This window comes from Oricola cellulosilytica, from assembly GCF_019966575.1.
Lineage (GTDB): Bacteria > Pseudomonadota > Alphaproteobacteria > Rhizobiales > Rhizobiaceae > Oricola > Oricola cellulosilytica.
The window spans coordinates 1-17,338 of record NZ_JAINFK010000010.1 but is presented as its reverse complement, the minus strand read 5'-3'; the positions used below and the strand labels follow the sequence as shown (position 1 = coordinate 17,338).

Here is a 17,338-nt window from a genome sequence, read left to right as displayed (position 1 = left end):
AAAAATGGGCGAACGGGCCGCAGATCGGAGGTTCGGCTGTGCGCAGACCGGCCGCGCACTTGCACCGCCGTGCCCCTCGCCATTACATAACGCCGAGGTCATTCAGCTTGCGGGCCGCGTCCGCACGCCAAAGAGGTTCGTCATGAGCGAAGTCAAACACAGCCCTGTTCTCATCATCGGTTCGGGTCCGGCCGGGTATACCGCTGCGATTTATGCCTCGCGCGCCATGCTGAAGCCGGTGCTCGTCGCGGGTCTGGAGCAGGGCGGCCAGTTGATGATAACGACGGAGGTCGAGAATTATCCGGGTTACGCTGAGCCGGTCCAGGGGCCGTGGATGATGGAGCAGATGCTCGAACAGGCGAAGAATGTCGGCACCGAAATCGTCAACGACATCATAACGGAAGTCGATCTCGACACGCGCCCGTTCCGGGCGACTGGCGACAGCGGGACCCTTTACACCGCCGATGCCCTCGTCATCGCGACCGGTGCGCAGGCGAAATGGCTGGGTATCGAGAGCGAACAGAAATACATGGGCTACGGCGTCTCGGCGTGCGCCACCTGCGACGGGTTCTTCTACCGCAACAAGGACGTGATCGTCGTCGGCGGCGGAAACACCGCCGTAGAGGAGGCGCTCTATCTCGCCAATCTTGCGAAATCCGTGACACTGGTTCACCGCCGTGATGAGTTGCGCTCCGAGAAGATCCTCCAGGAGCGGCTGTTCGCCAAGGAAAACGTCAAGATTATCTGGAACACCGTGCTCGACGAGATCACGGGCGAGAAGACCAACCCTGCCCTTCCCGCGGCCGTCACCGGCGCAAGGCTGAAAAACGTCAAGACGGGCGAAGTGACCGAAATGCCGGTCGATGGAATCTTCATCGCGATCGGACACGCGCCTGCCGTCTCGCTGTTCGAGGGCAAGCTCAAGCAGAAGCCGAATGGTTATCTCTGGACCGCTCCCGATTCCACTGTCACGAGCGTGCCCGGCGTGTTCGCTGCCGGTGATGTGACGGACGATATCTACAGACAGGCCGTAACCGCGGCCGGACTTGGCTGCATGGCCGCGCTCGAGGCGGAGAAATGGCTGGCCGCGCAGGAAGTGCAACTCGAAGCCGCAGAATAGGGCTTTACGGGGGACGCCATGCCGATGGACTGGGACAAGTTGCGCGTCTTTCACGCGGCGGCGGAAGTCGGCTCGTTCACCCATGCCGGCGAAAAGCTGCACATGTCGCAGTCAGCCGTGAGCCGGCAGGTATCCGCGCTGGAGCATGAGGTCGGCGTCACGCTGTTCAACCGCCATGCCCGCGGGCTGGTCCTGACCGAGCAGGGTGAACTGCTCTACCGGACGGCGAATGACGTATTCGTCAAGCTGGAGACGGTGCGCGCGCAACTCTCCGATTCCACGGAAAGGCCGTCCGGCCAGTTGCGAGTCACGACAACGATCGGGCTCGGCTCGGGCTGGCTGACCTACCGGGTCCAGGATTTTCTCGAGCTCTATCCGGACGTTCAGTTGCATCTGATGCTGTCGAACGAGGAGCTCGATCTGAACATGCGGCAGGCCGACTGCGCGATCCGCTTGCGCCAGCCGCAGCAGCCGGACCTGATCCAGCGCAAGCTGTTCACCGTGCATTTTCACGTCTTTGCCTCACCCGCCTACATGAACAAGCACGGGCGTCCAGAGACCTTGGCAGACCTCGACAAGCACCGTATCGTCAGTTTCGGCGAGCCCGCTCCGGCATATCTCATGGAGATGCGCAAGTTCCTCACACTGGGCCGTGACGGCGAGGAGCCGCGCGTGCCGGTACTCGAGATCAATTCGGTGATGTCGATCAAGCGTGCGGTGCAACGAGGCGCTGGCATCGCCATGCTTCCCGATTATGCGGTCGAGCCCGATGCGGGCCTCGTCCAGTTGTTGCCAAATGTCGAACTTCCCTCGTTTGACACCTATTTCGTCTATCCGGAGGCGATGCGATCGAGCGCCAAACTCCAAGCGTTCCGGGATTTCCTGATCACCAAGGCTCGAGGCTGGGAATACTGAGCGGGATTTTCGGCCCGGCGTAAAGAGCAAGCACGCTCCTCAAGCAGCTATGCGTTTTTTGCATATGTGCATTGCACAATAAATGATTGAATTTCGGACTGCAGGGACGCATATACAATCCATCAAGAACACGCCGTATCCTCCTCCCACGGCAGTTCGAGATTTAGAATGCGAAGGCTATCCTCCTCCCAGCCTTCTCATCACCGAGACCGGGCCGCTATCCTCCTCCCAGCGCGCCCGGTCTTTTCTTATCCGATGTCACGCGGCCGCAGCCTCCCTTATCAAATCGGCCGCCTTCTCCGCGATCATCATTGCCGGGGCATTGGTGTTCCCACCGATCAAGTTCGGCATGATTGATACGTCGACGACACGGAGGCTGTTCACGCCGTATACACGCAATTGCGGGTCCACCACCGACCTCTCGTCGAGACCCATCTTGCAAGTGCCGGAAGGGTGATAGACCGTGTCAGCACGTGACCGGATATGGGCCATCAACTCGTCATCCGTCTTGACGCCGTCTAGATAAACCTCTCGCAAGCGGTAAGGTGATAGTGCCGGCGCCTCCAGGATGCGGCGGGTGATCTTGGCGCCGTGGAGCAGCAAAGCGGCATCGCGTTCGTCGGACAGAAACTTCGGATCGATGAGCGGGGCGGCGGAAGGATCGCCGCTGGCCAAGGAAACCTCCCCGCGTGAATGCGGCCGGAGAACGCAAACATGGCAGGAGTAACCGTAACCGAGATGCAGTTTTCGCGAATGATCGTCAACCAGTGCCGCCACGAAATGCAGTTGAAGATCAGGCCTGATCTGTGAGGGGTCGGACCTGACGAACGCGCCCGCCTCCGCACCGGGCGACGCAACGATGCCACTGCCGTCACGGCGCCAGCGCGCGATGTCGCGGACAATCTTCCACGCGCCAATAGGGCCAAGGCCGAGCACGTCTGTGTCGCGGGTTTTCCATCCGAGAACGAAGTCGACATGATCCTGCAGGTTCTTGCCGACCCCAGGCAAATCATGCCGGACCTCTATCCCGTGTTGTCTCAGTTCCGCGGCCGGCCCGATCCCTGACAGCATCAGCAATTGCGGAGAATTGAATGCGCCGCCACAGAGGATCACCTCCCGCCGCGCGGCGACGGTCATTTCGTCCGTCCCCTTGCGATATGCGAGCCCTGTGGCGCGCCGCCCGTCGAACTCAACCCGGGAGACCAACGCCCTCGTGACGACCTTCAAGTTCGGCCGGTTCATGACCGGATGGAGATAGGCTGCAGCGGCCGAGCAGCGCTCTCCTTCACGCTTGCCTCCGTGGAATTGCGTAACCTGATAAATCCCAGCCCCTTCCTGCTCAGGACCGTTGAAATCGGCATTGCGGGAAAGCTGCATTTGTGTACAGGCGTCGACGAACGCCTGCGAGACCGGTCGCACGGATTTCTGCTCCGAGACATGCAAGGGACCATCCGCGCCATGCAATCTGTCGCCACCACGTTCGTTCCGCTCCGAATTGCGGAAGTAGGGCAGCACATCGTCCCAAGCCCAGCCGGTGCATCCATCGGCCGCCCAGCCGTCGTAATCAGAAGGGTGGCCGCGGACATACAGCATGGCATTGATGGCGCTTGATCCGCCAAGAGCGCGCCCGCGCGGCTGGTAGCCTCTGCGTCCGTTCAGTCCCGGCTGCGGCACGGTCTGATAAGCCCAGTTGTTGAACTTGCCGTATCCCGGCAACATGGTGATGACGCCGAGCGGCGCCCGGATCAAGAGATCCTTGCCTTCACCGCCCGCCTCGATCAGGCAGACAGTCACCTTGGGGTCTTCGCTCAGGCGCGCGGCAAGCGCCGATCCGGCCGACCCCCCACCGGCGATCGCATAGTCGAATTCCATCGCTTCCCCCACCTGGCGCCTCCTCCCGTTTGACAGAGCGCCACTCTATCGCCGGCATCGATCGCGACAAGCCGGTCGTTGTAAAACTACCGCATCACGTTGCGCGCAGGGGCAAAAGGCCGGGGCGGAGGATGTCAGGATCCCACGGAGACCGGTTCGCTCGCCTTCAGTCGCGACAAGTATTCAGCAATGTCGTCCGCCGTGTAGGGTTTCTGGATAACGGGAAATTCGCTCCAGTTTCCCGTCAACCCCTTGGCGCCATATCCGGTGGTGAACACAATCGGCATGCCCGCTCCGGACAGACGCTCGGCCTGCGGGAAGACTTCCGCTCCGGCGAGGTTGATGTCGAGGATCGCCAAATCGGCCTCGACACCGCCGTCGACCATAGTCTCGAGTTCATCGAGGCGCATGACGGGACCTATGACCGTATGGCCGAGATCCTCGAGGATCGATTCCAGATTGATCGCGACGAGCGTCTCGTCCTCGACGACGAGCACCGACAAGCCTGCGTGGGGGCCGTCCCGATTCGATGAGACGTGGTTCATTCGTTGTCATCCGTAAGTTCGTTTTCATCCAGCACGACGGTGCACGAAAATCCGTCCGCCGCGTAATCGGGTTCGTAGACCCCACGCAATTCACCCCGGACGATGCCCTCGATCAGCCGTGTTCCGAAGCCCTTGCGATCCGGCTCGCGAACCGTTGGACCGCCGGTTTCGCGCCATTTCAAGGTCAGCTGACCATTCTTTGTCCGGCTCCACTCAAGATCGATCCTGCCCTCCTCCGTGGACAGGGAACCGTATTTTACCGCATTGGTGGCGAGTTCATGGATCAGCATCGCAACAGCGATGGATGCCTTCGGAGTCAGGCCTAGTGAAGGACCCGAAATGCTGACGCGACCCCGATCGTGCACGCTCAGTTCCTGCCGGATAACCTCCCGAAGATCGGCGCTCGTCCACTCTTGCAGGCTCAGTACGTTGTGAGCCTTGGAGAGTGCGGCAAGCCGCGCCTCGATGTCCATCCTCGCCTGATCCTGCCCCTTTGCAGAGCGAAGCGTCTGCGAGACAATAGACTGGACCGCTGCGAGCGTGTTCTTGACCCGGTGGTTGAGTTCGGCAAGCAGCAATTGCTGACGCTTCTGTGTCTTGACCGCCTGGGTGCGATCCATACCCTGAACGAATACCCCGGTAATGGCACCATCATGATCGCGGATCGCATCGTAGGAAAAGTCGAGAAACATCTCCTTCGGCTCCCCCCCGTTCAGCGGCTGGAGCACAAAGCGCATTTCTTCACCGTGAAACGGTTCGCCAGTGCGATAGACCTTGTCCATCAACGCGACAAAACCCTGCTCGCCGCTTTCCGGTACGACCTCGAGAACGGTCCGTCCGACGAGGTTGCGATCTCCGAGGAGGCGCAGGCAGGCATCGTTGGCGAAGGTGCATAAATGGTCTTCCCCCGAAAAAACTGCGATGAAGCCGGGCGCGAGCTGGAAGAGCCGCCGGAAATCGGTGCTTTCAGCAAGCAGAGCGCGGTGCTGCTGCTCTGCCTCGCGGGCCCGCTCGAGCAGTTGCGTTTCACCGGAACGAAAGGGAAGAGAGGCCGCCTGCCGAATATTGACCATTTCGGTCACGTCGACCGTGTTCTGCATAATGTGCGAAACCTGGCCGTCGCTCCCGAAGATCGGCGTGTGAACCGCGGTCCAATAACGCTTGTCCATGCCCCCTCCAAGCTCGGCAGGGCGTGGAATATCATAGGGGATGTAAGCCAGCGTGTCGGTATCGCCGGTCTCGAGAACGAGTTCGAGGGACTGGCGCAGGCGGCGTCCTCCTTCGCCTTCGTTCGGAAACATTTCGAAAAGGTTTCGGCCAAGCAGTTCGTCACGGCGCCGCATGGTGACCGCTTCATAGGCGGCATTCAAGGCAACATAGCACAGCTCCCGGTCGAGCAGCATATGCGGGCTCGGCAGGGCGTCGAAAACGGCCTGAAAATCAAGCGTATCGGTGGCTGTTCCAGATGTCAGCAAGCAGAAATCCTCGCACCCCAACTGGATTGAAAAGCGCGAAGAGCGAATTGGTTCCAATGGGTTGCGGAAATTTTCTACCGCGTCAGTGGACTTGCCGAATGGAAGAGCCTCGACCGTCAGTCGCTCGTACCCGACTGTAAATTGTCAGGATATCTGTGAATCTCGACGATGCTTTCGGGAATTAACGGGTTAAAGGTTCCGAATCGGTTAGGTTGACAGAGTCAATTGGTTCTGCTTTTGTTCTTTTTCTTTGGGGAGATTGCCATGAATGTTGAATTGCCAAGTCCTGCGCTGGATTTGCTGAATTCGACAGGCGGAAAGGCGTTTCAAACCGTGCTCGCTGATCCTCCCTGGCGTTTCATAAATAGAACGGGGAAAGTTGCGCCCGAGCATAGGCGGCTAAGCCGCTACGAAACGATGACAACCGACGACATCTGCGCGCTTCCAGTCAAGGCGCTGACGGTCGATCCGGCGCACCTTTACCTTTGGGTTCCGAATGCCCTCCTGCCTGATGGACTCCGCGTGATGGAGGCTTGGGGATTCCAATACAAATCTAACATCGTATGGCATAAAATCCGGAAGGACGGCGGTTCTGATGGCCGCGGCGTCGGCTTCTATTTTCGGAATGTAACAGAACTACTTCTGTTCGGTGTTCGTGGAAAAAACGCGCGCACGCTTCCTCCAGCTCGGAGTCAGGTTAACATGATGCAGTCGCGCAAAAGGGAGCACTCTCGCAAACCAGACGAGCAATACGACCTCATCGAGGATTGTTCGCCCGCGCCATTTCTGGAACTGTTCGCTCGTGGAACACGACCCGGATGGACTTATTGGGGCAATCAGGCGGATGAAAGCTATAAGCCTACTTGGAAGACCTATGCCTATAACTCGGCGGCGGAATGAGCCTAATTGCAGACGAAGGGCTAATACCGGGCTGGCGGTGCTATAACTGGCGCAATGCGCGGGCTCTTCTGGAGCATGCTTTTGCCAATGAGTGGCATGATCTTATTGAGGTGTTATCTGCCTTCCAACTTACTCACTCCCAACTGGCCGCGAAAGGCGGAAACAAAACCGAAATTGCCGGGGCTTTGGACAGCGAGTTCTATAAACGGGGCTGGGTAGAGAAGCAGTTTCATACGGCCATATCGGTCGACGGGGTCACTGAAGAATCGCCTACGCACGACATTGACTGCTATCGCAATCGCGTCGCTATGGAACTCGAATGGAACAACAAGGACCCTTTTTACGACCGTGACTTAAACAACTTTCGCCTACTTTTTGATTTACGTGTGGTGGATGTAGGCGTCATGGTCACGCGCTCCACTGAGCTTATGCAATGGCTTCGTGCCAATCATAAAATGCTCGACAAGGCATCGGGAACTTACGGCGCATCGACAACCCATTTTGGTAAATTAGAACCCCGAATCCTAGGCGGCGGCGCAGGGGGCTGCCCAGTTTTCGTATTTGCCATGACCGAGCAGTTGTATATCGATGACCGCTGACTACCTAGTCAGCCGCTTGTAGGTCACACGCTTCGGGTTGACGCTTTCCGGACCGAGGCGTCTGATCTTGTCCTGCTCGTAATCCTCGAAGTTGCCCTCGAACCATTCGACATGGCTGTCGCCCTCGAAGGCGAGGATGTGCGTGGCGAGGCGGTCGAGAAACATGCGGTCGTGGCTGATGATGACGGCGCAGCCGGCGAAATTTTCCAGCGCGTCTTCCAGCGCGCCCAACGTCTCGGTGTCGAGGTCGTTGGTCGGCTCGTCGAGAAGTACGACGTTGCCGCCTTCCTTGAGAAGCTTGGCAAGATGGACACGGTTGCGCTGGCCACCCGAAAGCGTGCCGACCTTCTGCTGCTGGTCGCCGCCCTTGAAGTTGAACGAGCCGCAATAGGCCCTTGAATTCACTTCATGTTTGCCAAGCTTGATGATGTCGTTGCCGCCCGAAATCTCTTCCCAGACGGTCTTGTTCGGATCTAGCGAATCGCGGCTCTGGTCGACATAGGAAAGGTTCACCGTCTCTCCGATGGTGATCTGACCGCCGTCCGGCTTCTCCTGGCCGGTGATCATCCGGAACAGGGTCGTCTTGCCGGCGCCGTTGGGGCCGATCACGCCGACGATGCCGCCGGGTGGCAGCTTGAAATCCAGATCGTCGATCAGCAGGCGTTCGCCGTACCCCTTGGTGAGATCATCGGCCTCGATCACCTCATTGCCGAGCCGCTGGCCAGCCGGAATGACGATTTGCGCGTCGCCCGGCCGCCGCTCATTGGCGCTCTTCACCAGTTCATCATAGGCCCTGATGCGCGCCTTGGACTTCGCCTGTCGGGCTTTGGGGCTGGACGCGATCCACTTCTGCTCGCTCGACAGGGCGCGCTTGCGGGCCGCCTCTTCGCGGCCTTCCTGCTCCATGCGCTTGGCCTTTGCGGCCAGATAGGCAGTGTAGTTGCCTTCGTACGGAATGCCCCGGCCGCGATCGAGTTCGAGTATCCAGCCGGTCACGTTGTCGAGGAAGTAGCGGTCGTGGGTGATCATGAGCACGGAACCGGGATATTCGCGCAGGTGCTTTTCGAGCCAGGCAATGGTCTCGGCATCGAGATGGTTGGTCGGCTCGTCGAGAAGCAGCAGGTCGGGTTGGCGCAGCAGCAACTGGCAAAGCGCGACGCGACGCTTCTCGCCGCCCGAGAGATTGTCGATCGAGGCGTCGCCCGGCGGGCAGCGCAGCGCCTCCATGGCCATCTCGACCTGGCTTTCGAGATCCCACAGGTTCTGGCTATCGATGATGTCCTGAAGCTTCGCCCCCTCTTCCGCCGTCTCGTCGGAATAATTCATCATCAGTTCGTTGTAGCGGTCGAGAATGGCCTTCTTGTCCGCAACGCCCTCCATGACGTTGCCGAGCACGTTCAGGCTTTCGTCGAGCTGCGGCTCCTGCGGCAGATATCCGCGGGTCGCGCCTTCGGCGATCCACGCCTCCCCGGTATATTCGTTGTCGAGCCCGGCCATGATGCGGAGTACGGTCGACTTGCCCGCGCCGTTCGGTCCGAGGATGCCGATCTTGGCGTCCGGGTAGAATGACAGGTGGATATTCTCGAGAACCTTCTTTGAGCCGTAGGCCTTGTTGAGACCTGACATGTGATAAATGAATTGGCGCGCCACGCAGTGTCTTCCTGTCTTGCTTGTTCGTGCGAAAACCGCACGGAGGGTTTTGGCGCTGTTTAGGCGAAGGCGCCTGTGCACTCAATGGTTCGCTGCGCTCCCCCAGCGATATTCCGGCGTGGCCAGGAAAAAACGCGAAAATGCGACCGCTCGCCGATCCCGCAAATGCGTGCGCAGTCTGCATCGATGAAGATTCGCTCTGCAACAAGCAATCTACCGGCTGCGGTCATGTTCAAGCATGGTCTTGAGGCGCTCGGAGGGCGTCTTGTTTCAATGACAACCCGGCGCAAGAAGCAAAACCGGAGGAGAGACAATGAAAACCGGAACCCGAACAATGGCGATCTCACTCGCATCGCTCGTTATGCTTGCGACCACCTCGCCGATGCAGGCGGGCGAAGCAAGTCTCGATGACATTCGCGCCGCCACCGAGAAATACAAGGACGTGGATCAGGCGCTGGCGGACGGATACATTCCCGACCCGAAGGGGCACTGCGTGTCGGCGGCAGCGGAAGGACTTCCTGCCGAATGGGGCGCAATGGGAATCCATTATCTGCATCCGGCGCGGCTCAAGATATCCGCGCCAGAACCCCGCGTGAATGGCGCTTCAACGCATACCGACTTCCTGCAGCCCTCGATCATCATATATGAGCCGCAGGCCGATGGCTCGCTGGAACTTGTGGCCGTTGAAAACCTCGTCTGGGTGAAGGCATGGGAAGCCGCCGGCAACACCAAGCCGCCGATGTTCGGCGACCGGGAGTGGGACCTGATGGCGGACGACCCCGCTACGGAAGCCGACGAAGCGCATGGCTTCGAGCCGCATTATGACCAGCATGTCTGGATTTTCCGGGACAATCCTAACGGCGTTGCGGCTCCGTTCAACCCGGCCGTGACGTGCGAACACCACACCCAGAAGCAGGCCAAGAATTAAGCCAATCGTCCGCGCCGAAGCGATAGGGCTTCGGCGCGGGACTTGCGGTCTTCGGCCCGCAACCCGTCTGCACTTCCCATCTGACAGAATGACCGCAATCCGCCCGGCGCTGGGGCCGGTCTCACATGCCGCCCGGAGGCAAGGCGAAGGCGTCCGGGGCGGTCACGTCGATCCGATATAGGCGAAAGCGCGATGCATTGTCGGGGTTTACCGGAACCAGACCCGGGACATCCTGGCCCTGAACCAGTGCCCGATAGAGCCGCGCACCGGAAAGGTCATGGCCGCCGTCGCGCCGGCACACGGCCAGATAGTCGAACGGCTCCAGTCCTTCGCGGCGCTCTGCCGAATTCTCGCCGGCAAACGCCAGCGCGACGCGGCGGATCCCAGGCGAAGCGCGGTGGAAGGGTAACGCCGCCACGGTGTGGCCGTAGGGCTCCTCGGCGATGGCAAAGGCAAGACCCAAGGGCGTCATTATGCGGCCGGCCGGCGCTTCAGCCAGGACCGACATGTCCTCGCCCTTGCAACGGTCATCGGCCATCAGGTCGAAGGCGTCGAGCGTGAATGGCGCCGGCGGAAACGCCGTCAGCCAGAACATCACCAGTATCGGAGGTAGGGCGAATGCCCCAAGCAAGCGCCAGTTCATACCGCCGCCCGCCGCCGTGCCGATCAGAAGCGGAATCAACAGCGGCACGAAAGCCGCCGGGAAGGTTATGAAACGAATCTGCACGAAACCCGCCAGGGTGGCGACGGCGGAGACGAGCCAGACGATAGCCAAGCCGTAGCGGCCGGAGCGCATGCCGCGCCAAACCACCGGAACAGCAAGGACGTTCAACAGGGCGAAGATGCCGAGCATCGAGGTCAGGTTCAACACCCCCGTCTCGAGGAGATAGGCGACACCGCCTTCCTGTTGTACCCGATCGAGCCAGAAGGCGCGGCTGACCGGATCGATCATCTGATAGGGTCCATCAAGACAAGCGGGGAATGCAACGGCCAGCGCGATACCGGCAGCGGTGGCAGGCACGGCAAGCGAGGCGAGGCGCCAGACAACCGCGTGGTCGCGTGAAAGGACGCCTATTCTCCAGGAAAGTGGCGTCAGCGCCGCCACGGCGCCGCCGAGGAGAATGGCGCTCACCCAGAATGCGGAAAGCGCATCGCAGGCATTATCGGCAACCACGGACGGACCGGCGAGCGCAAAGGCAACCGGAAGTGCCGACAGGCCGAATGCCCAGCCGAGCGCTTGCAGACGCAGACGGGCATCATCGAATTGCAGCGCTGCAACCAGCGCCAAGGCCCCCAACGCAACAGCGATGAATGGGAGGGTTTCCAGCCCAATGGAGATGGAGAGCGTCGCGGCGACGCCCGCCAGAAGACCGCCGCGGACGGGACGCGGGTCGGCAATGCCGGAAAGCAGCGCCATCATCAGCACCAACTGGAGGCCGTGATGGTCGATCCGCCCGGGAACGAAGTTCCAAAGGGCGAAGCTCATCAGGCATGCGGCAAGGACGGACTGCACAGGGGTAATGCCGCCGTCGGTGATGAACCGCATCGTGCGGACAGCGAACATGCCGAGCATGACGAACAACAAGGGTGGCCAGATCATCCGGGCGAGCGAAAGGGCCGCGTCGTCTCCCAGAAAGGGCCTCAGGGCAAGTGTCGTCAGATAGTAGGGTAGGTCGACCAGCCGCGACCAAGGCGAGACGTAATCCTGCGGCATGGCGATGAAGGGCATCCGCCGGTCGAACCATTGACCGTCCGCGACGAGATCGCGGATCTGAAGGGCACGCATGCGGTCGTCCACGTCGATCAGGAACCCGACGCCATCGGCAATATCTAGCCCCATGACCAGGAACCCTGCCGCCAGAAACCCGAACAGCGGCCACAGCCGCGCCACTGCCCGGTTTTTGCGGGAGTTATTCATTTGCCGCATTTTCGCAGAGCCGGTCGGTGTTGCTTCGGATCGCCCGAAGGATGCTCCGCAAAGCATTTCAAAGCCGTTAAATCGCGCCCGCTTCAGCCCAGGACCTGATGCCTGGGCATGGACGCTTGACAGGAGGCCGCGTGGACGGGCAGTTGGATCGCTCAACCGGTTCGGTTTGTTCATGCGATTTTCCCGGAACAGCACACTCGACAGCGCCACGGGCGCGTCGCTCAATCTCTATCACGAGCCGACCCCCGGGACGGCACTCGGCGTCATCCAGATCAATCATGGCCTCGCCGAACATGCCGGGCGCTACGCGAAATTCGCGAAGCGTTTGGCGGCCGCAAGTTTCCACGTCTATGCGCAAGATCATCGCGGCCATGGTAAAACAAAAGCCCCCGGTGCGCGGCTCGGCGTATTTTCCAACGAGGGCGACGGAGGAACGAAGGTCCTTGACGACGTTGCTTCGGTCCACGCGCATATCGCGGACCAGCACGCCGGCCTGCCCGTGTTCATTTTCGGCCATTCGATGGGTGGACTCATCACCATGAACTACGTCTTGCGGAACCCGTCCGGCCTTGCGGGCGCGGCGGTCTGGAATGCCAACTTCTCCGGCGGGATTGCCGGCCGCATCGCGCAAGGGTTGCTGCGTTGGGAACGGCTGCGGCTCGGTTCGGACGTGCCGTCGCGAATTCTGCCGGCGCTGACGTTCGGAACGTGGGCCAAGTCGGTCAAGGACCGGCGCACCGATTTCGACTGGCTTTCGCATGACGAAAAGATCGTCGACGCCTATATCGCCGACCCGCATTGCGGTTGGCCCGCAAGCGTCGGAATGTGGCAGGACGTGTTCGCCCTGATCTATGGCGGGGCCGAGGTGCGTGATGCGTCGTCAGCGGTCAAGGCGTTACCTCTCCATCTGGCCGGCGGCGGGGAAGATCCGGCGACGAACCGGGCCAAGGCTGTCAGCGAGCAGGCCGGGCGGTTGCGGGCAGCCGGCTTTGCCGATGTCACCTTGAAGATCTACCCGGACTTCCGTCACGAAACGCTCAACGAGATCGGCGGCGAAAAAGCCGTGGACGATCTGATCGGGTGGATCCGCCAGAAGGCGTCCGCATGACCCGTCGCCGCGATGCGCGCAACCCCGCACTCATCATCTTGCTGATGTGCGCGACACTCACGGTCATGGCGGGCGCGACCATCGCTCCGTCGCTGCCGGGCCTGCAGGACCACTTCGCTTCGTTGCCGGAGGCCGGAACGCTCGTACCTCTGGTTTTGACGGTTCCCGGCCTCGCGATCGCGCTGATGTCGCCGATCGCCGGGTTTCTGGCGGACCACCTGCCGAAGCGCCGACTGCTCGCCGCGGGAATCGTGCTCTACGTGATCGCCGGCTCCTCGGGACTCTATCTCGATTTGATTGGCCACATTCTCGTTGGCCGTGCATTTCTTGGCGTCGCGGTCGCCGGCGTCATGACGTCGTCTATGGCGCTGATTGCCAGCCTGTACACTGATGCCGAGCGCGCGCGCATTCTCGGCTTCCAGGCTGCCGCGATGAGTTTCGGAGGAGTCGTGTTCATACTCGCGGGTGGATTTCTGGCCGACCTTCACTGGCGCGGGCCGTTCGCCGTCTATCTCGCGCCGATGGTGCTGATCCCTCTGATCTTCCTGAAAGTTCCGCGGGGCGAGCGCGTACGGGACCCGATGGACGATGGACATCCGGCAATCAGATTTCCGTGGCGTTTCGCCGGAATCGTCTATTTCGGCGCATTCGCAAACTTTCTGGTGTTTTACACGCTGCCGCTCAAGCTCCCCTTCCTGTTTCGTGTCCTCGGAATCGAGCAGGCATCGGTCGCGGGCATGGCGATCGCATTGCTGACACTGGCCTCGGGCCTGACCTCCCTCTCTTATGGACGGCTGCGTGGCGGAATCGCGCCCGGCATCATCGCCGCCGGTGCCTTTGCCGTCCTTGCCGTCTGCTTCACTGTGATGGCCGTCATCCCACCCCTGCCCGTGGTGTTTGGCCTCATGATCTTTGTGGGGATCGCGTCCGGCACGATTCTCCCGAACGCCACGACATGGCTCTACAGCCGAATTCCGCCGCAGATGCGAGGGCGGGCTGCCGGGTATATGACAATGTCGGTGTTCACGGCGCAGTTTCTGTCGGCACCGATTGCAGCCTATCTGGAGCCAATCGGCGGTCTGAGCGCAATTTACGCATTCGCAGCGGCGATGGCGACCGTTAGCGCCGTGTTTTACCTTGCGCTGGGACCTCGTGTCCGATCCGGGCAGCAGGCTCCCGACACCAGGTAGCGCTTCGGAACACTTTCCGAGTCTAGCCGTGGCCGGTTTCTTCCACCCCTCTTCCACCGGACACGGCCGACCACATCGGCGCTAAGACCGAGTTGGCCAGGGGCATAAGAAGGAGGCCGAGCGCGAGTCCGAATATGCCGTCCAGGGTCGCTTTCACGAGCCATTCGACCGCTCCCTGGGCGGCCGGAATTACATGACCGGCGGCGACGGCGATTTCCTCTATCTGGTGTCCGAGCCAATCGAAACCGAGCGATTCCATGCCATGGATCACAATCGAACCGCCCACCCAAAGCATCGCGGCCGTGCCGACCGTCGTCAGCAGTTTGAGAAAGCTCGGCATCGCCTTGACGATACCTCGACCGAGCGCGCGAGTGGCAGCGAAACGGCCCTCCTCCGCCATATGCAAGCCGCCGTCGTCCGCCTTCACGATCAGCGCGACACTGCCATATATCGCAATCGTGATTCCGACAGCTGCAGCGGCAAGCGTAGCCGCCTCCATCCAGAAACCGGTTTCGGGAATGGCCGCCAGAATGATAGTCATGATCTCGGCAGAGAGGATGAAATCCGTTTTGATGGCGCCGGCCACTTTTTCCTGCTCGAGGTGCAAGGGATTTTCTGGTGTCGCCGCAGCGGCTTTCGCATCCGGACTTTGCTCCGGTTGAAACACGTGTACGACCTTCTCAGCACCCTCGAAACACAGGTATGCGCCGCCGAGCATGAGAAGCGGCATGATCGCCCAAGGGGCGAACGCGGAGAGTAAAAGCGCCGCCGGCAAGAGAATGAGCAGCTTGTTGCGAAATGAGCCCTTGGCGATCTTCCAAACGATCGGCAATTCGCGAGCGGGTTCGAATCCGTGAATAAATTTCGGCGTCACTGCCGCATCGTCGATTACCGCACCCGACGCCTTTGCGCTCGCCTTCACGGCCTGAGTCATTACGTCGTCGACAGATGTCGCCGCCACCTTTGCAATCGCTGCAACATCATCGAGAAGGGCCAGAAGACCGCTCATGTCCGGTTCTCTCCATTTCAGTCGGAATGAGACGCCCTGGAAAGTTCCACAGCGCCCGGAACACTGAAACTCCCACAGATCACTCCGTGCGGTCCACCCCAATCTGTGTCGGCGGCGCACCGCAATTCCACACGCTCGGCAAGATACTTGCCGCGCCGGGCCCGCCTTTTGCCTGTAACCAGAATGCAGGGTGACGCACACGGTTCCGTTTGATAGTCCACTTTTCGCCAACAGGGCGTTTGCCCAAATCCTGAGGATGCACCAGATGAGCTTCATTCCTGCACTTGCCAAGGACCGGGCGGCGGGTGCCGGCCGCCCGCTGGCAGGTGTCAGGATCATTGAACTTGCGCGCATCCTGGCCGGGCCCTGGGCCGGCCAGACGCTTGCCGATCTCGGCGCTGATGTTATCAAGGTTGAGGAGCCCAAGGCCGGCGACGACACGCGCCGCTGGGGACCACCCTTCATTATGGGGGCTGACGGCGAGGATCTGTCGGCCGCGTACTTCCATGCTTGCAATCGCGGCAAGCGTTCGATCGCACTCGATTTCAAGAAGGACGAGGATCGAGACCTGCTGATCGGGCTGATCACCGGCGCGGACGTGGTGATCGAGAATTTCAAGGCCGGCACGCTGGCGCGGTACGGGCTCGACTACGTCAGTCTCAAGAAGCGGAACCCGAGGCTTGTCTATTGCTCGATCACGGGGTTCGGCCTTAGCGGGCCGAAATCCGATCTGGCGGGCTACGACTTCATCATCCAGGGCATGTCGGGGCTGATGTCGGTGACCGGTGAGCCGAACGGCATGCCCCAGAAGGTCGGCGTTGCATTCGCAGACATCTTTACAGGGTTGTACGCGGTGATCGCCATACAGGGCGCGCTGATGCAAGCGCGCGAGACCGGCAAGGGGGCGCATATCGACATGGCGCTGCTCGACTCGCTGGCGGGTGTGCTGGCAAACCAGAACCTGAACTTCCTTGCCACCGGGACACCCCCGCAGCGGCTCGGCAACGCGCACCCCAACATCGCGCCCTATGAGGTCTTTGCTGTCTGCGACGGGCACCTGATCCTCGCAGTGGGGAACGACGGCCAGTTCGCTCGCCTCTGCGGGATGCTCGGCCGGCCGGAACTTTCGCAGGACGTCCGGTTTTCCACCAATCGCGCCCGCGTCGAAAACCGGCCGGCATTGCGGGGCGAACTGGATCCGCTTCTTGCCGCGCGCTCACGCGATCAGGTGCTCGGGGATTGCGGGAAACTTGGTATCCCGGCGGGTCCTATCAACTCCATCGCCGACATGTTCGCCGACCCGCAAATCATCGCCCGGGAACTTTCCCTCGACCTTCGCGACCGCGATGGAAACACCGTGCCGGGCGTCGCCAGCCCGATGGTCATTGACGGCAGACGCATGGTGAGCGATCAGCCCAGCCCGCGTCTCGACGAGCATGGTGCCGAAATTCGTGATGAGGCGGCCGGCCACACGAGGAAAGACCCCGCCTAAGCGGCCACGCGGAGATATCCGAATCTCGTGCCCGGGCGGAGATGCCGCCCTATCCGTCCGGCGTGCTCTTACTCGGCAGGATGCTCGTTCAGATAGGCGATCACGTCGGCGATCTCGTCTTCCTTCTTGAGACCGGCAAAGGCCATCTTGGTGCCTTTCACCTTGTCGCGCGGCTTGGCCAGGTACTCCGACAGGCTCGGCACGTCCCAGACGAGTCCTCCCTCCCCAGCCTCGACCATCGCGCTGGAATATCTAAAATCCTCGACGGTTCCCGCGGTGCGGCCGATTACGCCCACGAGATGCGGGCCCACTTTGTTCTTCGCCTCGTCGGCAACGTGGCAAGCCTTGCACTTGTTGAAGACCTTCTCGCCGGCGGCCGGATCGCCGGAGATTTCCTGGGCACCCGCAACGGTTGCGACCATGCTCATGGCCAGTGCTGATATAATGACCGGTTTCAAGGCAGATTGCTCCTCTTCACTGTCGGAAGGAAGCAATCTGAACCCGCGGCCCAGCGATTTGCAAGGGCGAAACGTTATTACGCGACGGCTCTTGCGAGGGCGCACTGGGACCAGAGGTCGCACAGGGCGGATGCGAGGTGGGCGATGTCG

The 17,338-nt window shown here is 60.9% G+C and carries 15 protein-coding genes; 8 read left to right on the top strand and 7 right to left on the bottom strand.

Annotated features, from left to right (window positions below):
• The first annotated feature begins 142 nt into the window (after positions 1 to 142).
• Both trxB and LC298_RS17770 read left to right on the top strand, forming a co-directional pair.
• Complete coding sequence (gene trxB / locus LC298_RS17775; RefSeq protein WP_131571786.1) at positions 143 to 1,120, top strand: thioredoxin-disulfide reductase; 978 nt, start codon at positions 143 to 145, stop codon at positions 1,118 to 1,120.
• An 18-nt stretch (positions 1,121 to 1,138) separates the two neighbouring features.
• On the top strand, positions 1,139 to 2,035 hold the full coding sequence (locus LC298_RS17770) for a LysR family transcriptional regulator (protein ID WP_131571789.1): 897 nt from the start codon (positions 1,139 to 1,141) through the stop codon (positions 2,033 to 2,035).
• A gap of 258 nt (positions 2,036 to 2,293) precedes the next feature.
• On the opposite strand, the gene LC298_RS17765 is transcribed toward LC298_RS17770, so the two are convergent.
• The 3 genes from LC298_RS17765 to LC298_RS17755 all read right to left on the bottom strand — a co-directional run bounded on the left by LC298_RS17765 (position 2,294) and on the right by LC298_RS17755 (position 5,927).
• Positions 2,294 to 3,907: a GMC family oxidoreductase gene (locus tag LC298_RS17765; protein WP_131571818.1), complete on the bottom strand. Its 1,614-nt coding sequence runs from the start codon at positions 3,905 to 3,907 to the stop codon at positions 2,294 to 2,296.
• 134 nt (positions 3,908 to 4,041) lie between these two features.
• Complete coding sequence (locus LC298_RS17760) at positions 4,042 to 4,452, bottom strand: response regulator (protein ID WP_131571792.1); 411 nt, start codon at positions 4,450 to 4,452, stop codon at positions 4,042 to 4,044.
• The gene (locus LC298_RS17755) at positions 4,449 to 5,927 is read right to left on the bottom strand and encodes a sensor histidine kinase (RefSeq protein ID WP_199223351.1); all 1,479 of its coding nucleotides are present in this window, start codon (positions 5,925 to 5,927) and stop codon (positions 4,449 to 4,451) included. Before LC298_RS17755 ends, LC298_RS17760 begins: the two co-directional genes overlap by 4 nt.
• 264 nt (positions 5,928 to 6,191) lie before the next feature.
• Here LC298_RS17755 and LC298_RS17750 point away from each other — a divergent pair, with 264 nt between their 5' ends.
• Both LC298_RS17750 and LC298_RS17745 read left to right on the top strand, forming a co-directional pair.
• Complete coding sequence (locus tag LC298_RS17750) at positions 6,192 to 6,827, top strand: MT-A70 family methyltransferase (protein ID WP_131571795.1); 636 nt, start codon at positions 6,192 to 6,194, stop codon at positions 6,825 to 6,827.
• On the top strand, positions 6,824 to 7,426 hold the full coding sequence (locus LC298_RS17745; RefSeq protein WP_131571798.1) for a BglII/BstYI family type II restriction endonuclease: 603 nt from the start codon (positions 6,824 to 6,826) through the stop codon (positions 7,424 to 7,426). The genes LC298_RS17750 and LC298_RS17745 overlap by 4 nt, the downstream gene beginning before the upstream one ends.
• On the opposite strand, the gene ettA is transcribed toward LC298_RS17745, so the two are convergent.
• A complete protein-coding gene (ettA, locus tag LC298_RS17740) occupies positions 7,427 to 9,076 on the bottom strand; it encodes an energy-dependent translational throttle protein EttA (RefSeq protein ID WP_131571801.1) in 1,650 nt (549 codons plus the stop codon).
• Between the two features lie 313 nt (positions 9,077 to 9,389).
• Here ettA and LC298_RS17735 point away from each other — a divergent pair, with 313 nt between their 5' ends.
• Positions 9,390 to 10,004 carry a hypothetical protein gene (locus LC298_RS17735; protein ID WP_199223352.1) on the top strand — a complete coding sequence of 205 codons (615 nt, stop codon included), beginning with the start codon at positions 9,390 to 9,392 and terminating at the stop codon, positions 10,002 to 10,004.
• A 121-nt stretch (positions 10,005 to 10,125) separates the two neighbouring features.
• On the opposite strand, the gene LC298_RS17730 is transcribed toward LC298_RS17735, so the two are convergent.
• Entirely contained in the window at positions 10,126 to 11,922 is a 1,797-nt protein-coding gene (locus LC298_RS17730; RefSeq protein ID WP_131571804.1) for a hypothetical protein, read from the bottom strand.
• A gap of 181 nt (positions 11,923 to 12,103) precedes the next feature.
• Here LC298_RS17730 and LC298_RS17725 point away from each other — a divergent pair, with 181 nt between their 5' ends.
• Complete coding sequence (locus LC298_RS17725; protein ID WP_131571807.1) at positions 12,104 to 13,039, top strand: alpha/beta hydrolase; 936 nt, start codon at positions 12,104 to 12,106, stop codon at positions 13,037 to 13,039.
• The gene (locus LC298_RS17720) at positions 13,036 to 14,229 is read left to right on the top strand and encodes an MFS transporter (protein WP_131571810.1); all 1,194 of its coding nucleotides are present in this window, start codon (positions 13,036 to 13,038) and stop codon (positions 14,227 to 14,229) included. The genes LC298_RS17725 and LC298_RS17720 overlap by 4 nt, the downstream gene beginning before the upstream one ends.
• Before the next feature lie 22 nt (positions 14,230 to 14,251).
• Here the strand turns inward: LC298_RS17720 and LC298_RS17715 are convergent, their stop codons facing one another.
• A complete protein-coding gene (locus tag LC298_RS17715; RefSeq protein WP_131571813.1) occupies positions 14,252 to 15,238 on the bottom strand; it encodes a DUF808 domain-containing protein in 987 nt (328 codons plus the stop codon).
• Between the two features lie 265 nt (positions 15,239 to 15,503).
• On the opposite strand from LC298_RS17715, the gene LC298_RS17710 reads away from it, so the two are divergent.
• Positions 15,504 to 16,730, top strand: a complete 1,227-nt coding sequence (locus tag LC298_RS17710; protein ID WP_131571816.1) for a CaiB/BaiF CoA transferase family protein — start codon at positions 15,504 to 15,506, stop codon at positions 16,728 to 16,730.
• 68 nt (positions 16,731 to 16,798) lie between these two features.
• On the opposite strand, the gene LC298_RS17705 is transcribed toward LC298_RS17710, so the two are convergent.
• The gene (locus LC298_RS17705; protein ID WP_131571827.1) at positions 16,799 to 17,158 is read right to left on the bottom strand and encodes a c-type cytochrome; all 360 of its coding nucleotides are present in this window, start codon (positions 17,156 to 17,158) and stop codon (positions 16,799 to 16,801) included.
• Between the last annotated feature and the right edge of the window lie 180 nt (positions 17,159 to 17,338).

Excerpts from the sequence above, each read along its gene's own strand:
- trxB (WP_131571786.1), top strand. The coding sequence starts at position 143 with ATGAGCGAAGTCAAACACAGCCCTGTTCTCATCATCGGTTCGGGTCCG.
- LC298_RS17770 (WP_131571789.1), top strand. The coding sequence starts at position 1,139 with ATGCCGATGGACTGGGACAAGTTGCGCGTCTTTCACGCGGCGGCGGAA.
- LC298_RS17765 (WP_131571818.1), bottom strand. The coding sequence starts at position 3,907 with ATGGAATTCGACTATGCGATCGCCGGTGGGGGGTCGGCCGGATCGGCG.
- LC298_RS17760 (WP_131571792.1), bottom strand. The coding sequence starts at position 4,452 with ATGAACCACGTCTCATCGAATCGGGACGGCCCCCACGCAGGCTTGTCG.
- LC298_RS17750 (WP_131571795.1), top strand. The coding sequence starts at position 6,192 with ATGAATGTTGAATTGCCAAGTCCTGCGCTGGATTTGCTGAATTCGACA.
- LC298_RS17745 (WP_131571798.1), top strand. The coding sequence starts at position 6,824 with ATGAGCCTAATTGCAGACGAAGGGCTAATACCGGGCTGGCGGTGCTAT.
- LC298_RS17735 (WP_199223352.1), top strand. The coding sequence starts at position 9,390 with ATGAAAACCGGAACCCGAACAATGGCGATCTCACTCGCATCGCTCGTT.
- LC298_RS17730 (WP_131571804.1), bottom strand. The coding sequence starts at position 11,922 with ATGAATAACTCCCGCAAAAACCGGGCAGTGGCGCGGCTGTGGCCGCTG.
- LC298_RS17725 (WP_131571807.1), top strand. The coding sequence starts at position 12,104 with ATGCGATTTTCCCGGAACAGCACACTCGACAGCGCCACGGGCGCGTCG.
- LC298_RS17720 (WP_131571810.1), top strand. The coding sequence starts at position 13,036 with ATGACCCGTCGCCGCGATGCGCGCAACCCCGCACTCATCATCTTGCTG.
- LC298_RS17715 (WP_131571813.1), bottom strand. The coding sequence starts at position 15,238 with ATGAGCGGTCTTCTGGCCCTTCTCGATGATGTTGCAGCGATTGCAAAG.
- LC298_RS17710 (WP_131571816.1), top strand. The coding sequence starts at position 15,504 with ATGAGCTTCATTCCTGCACTTGCCAAGGACCGGGCGGCGGGTGCCGGC.
- LC298_RS17705 (WP_131571827.1), bottom strand. The coding sequence starts at position 17,158 with ATGAGCATGGTCGCAACCGTTGCGGGTGCCCAGGAAATCTCCGGCGAT.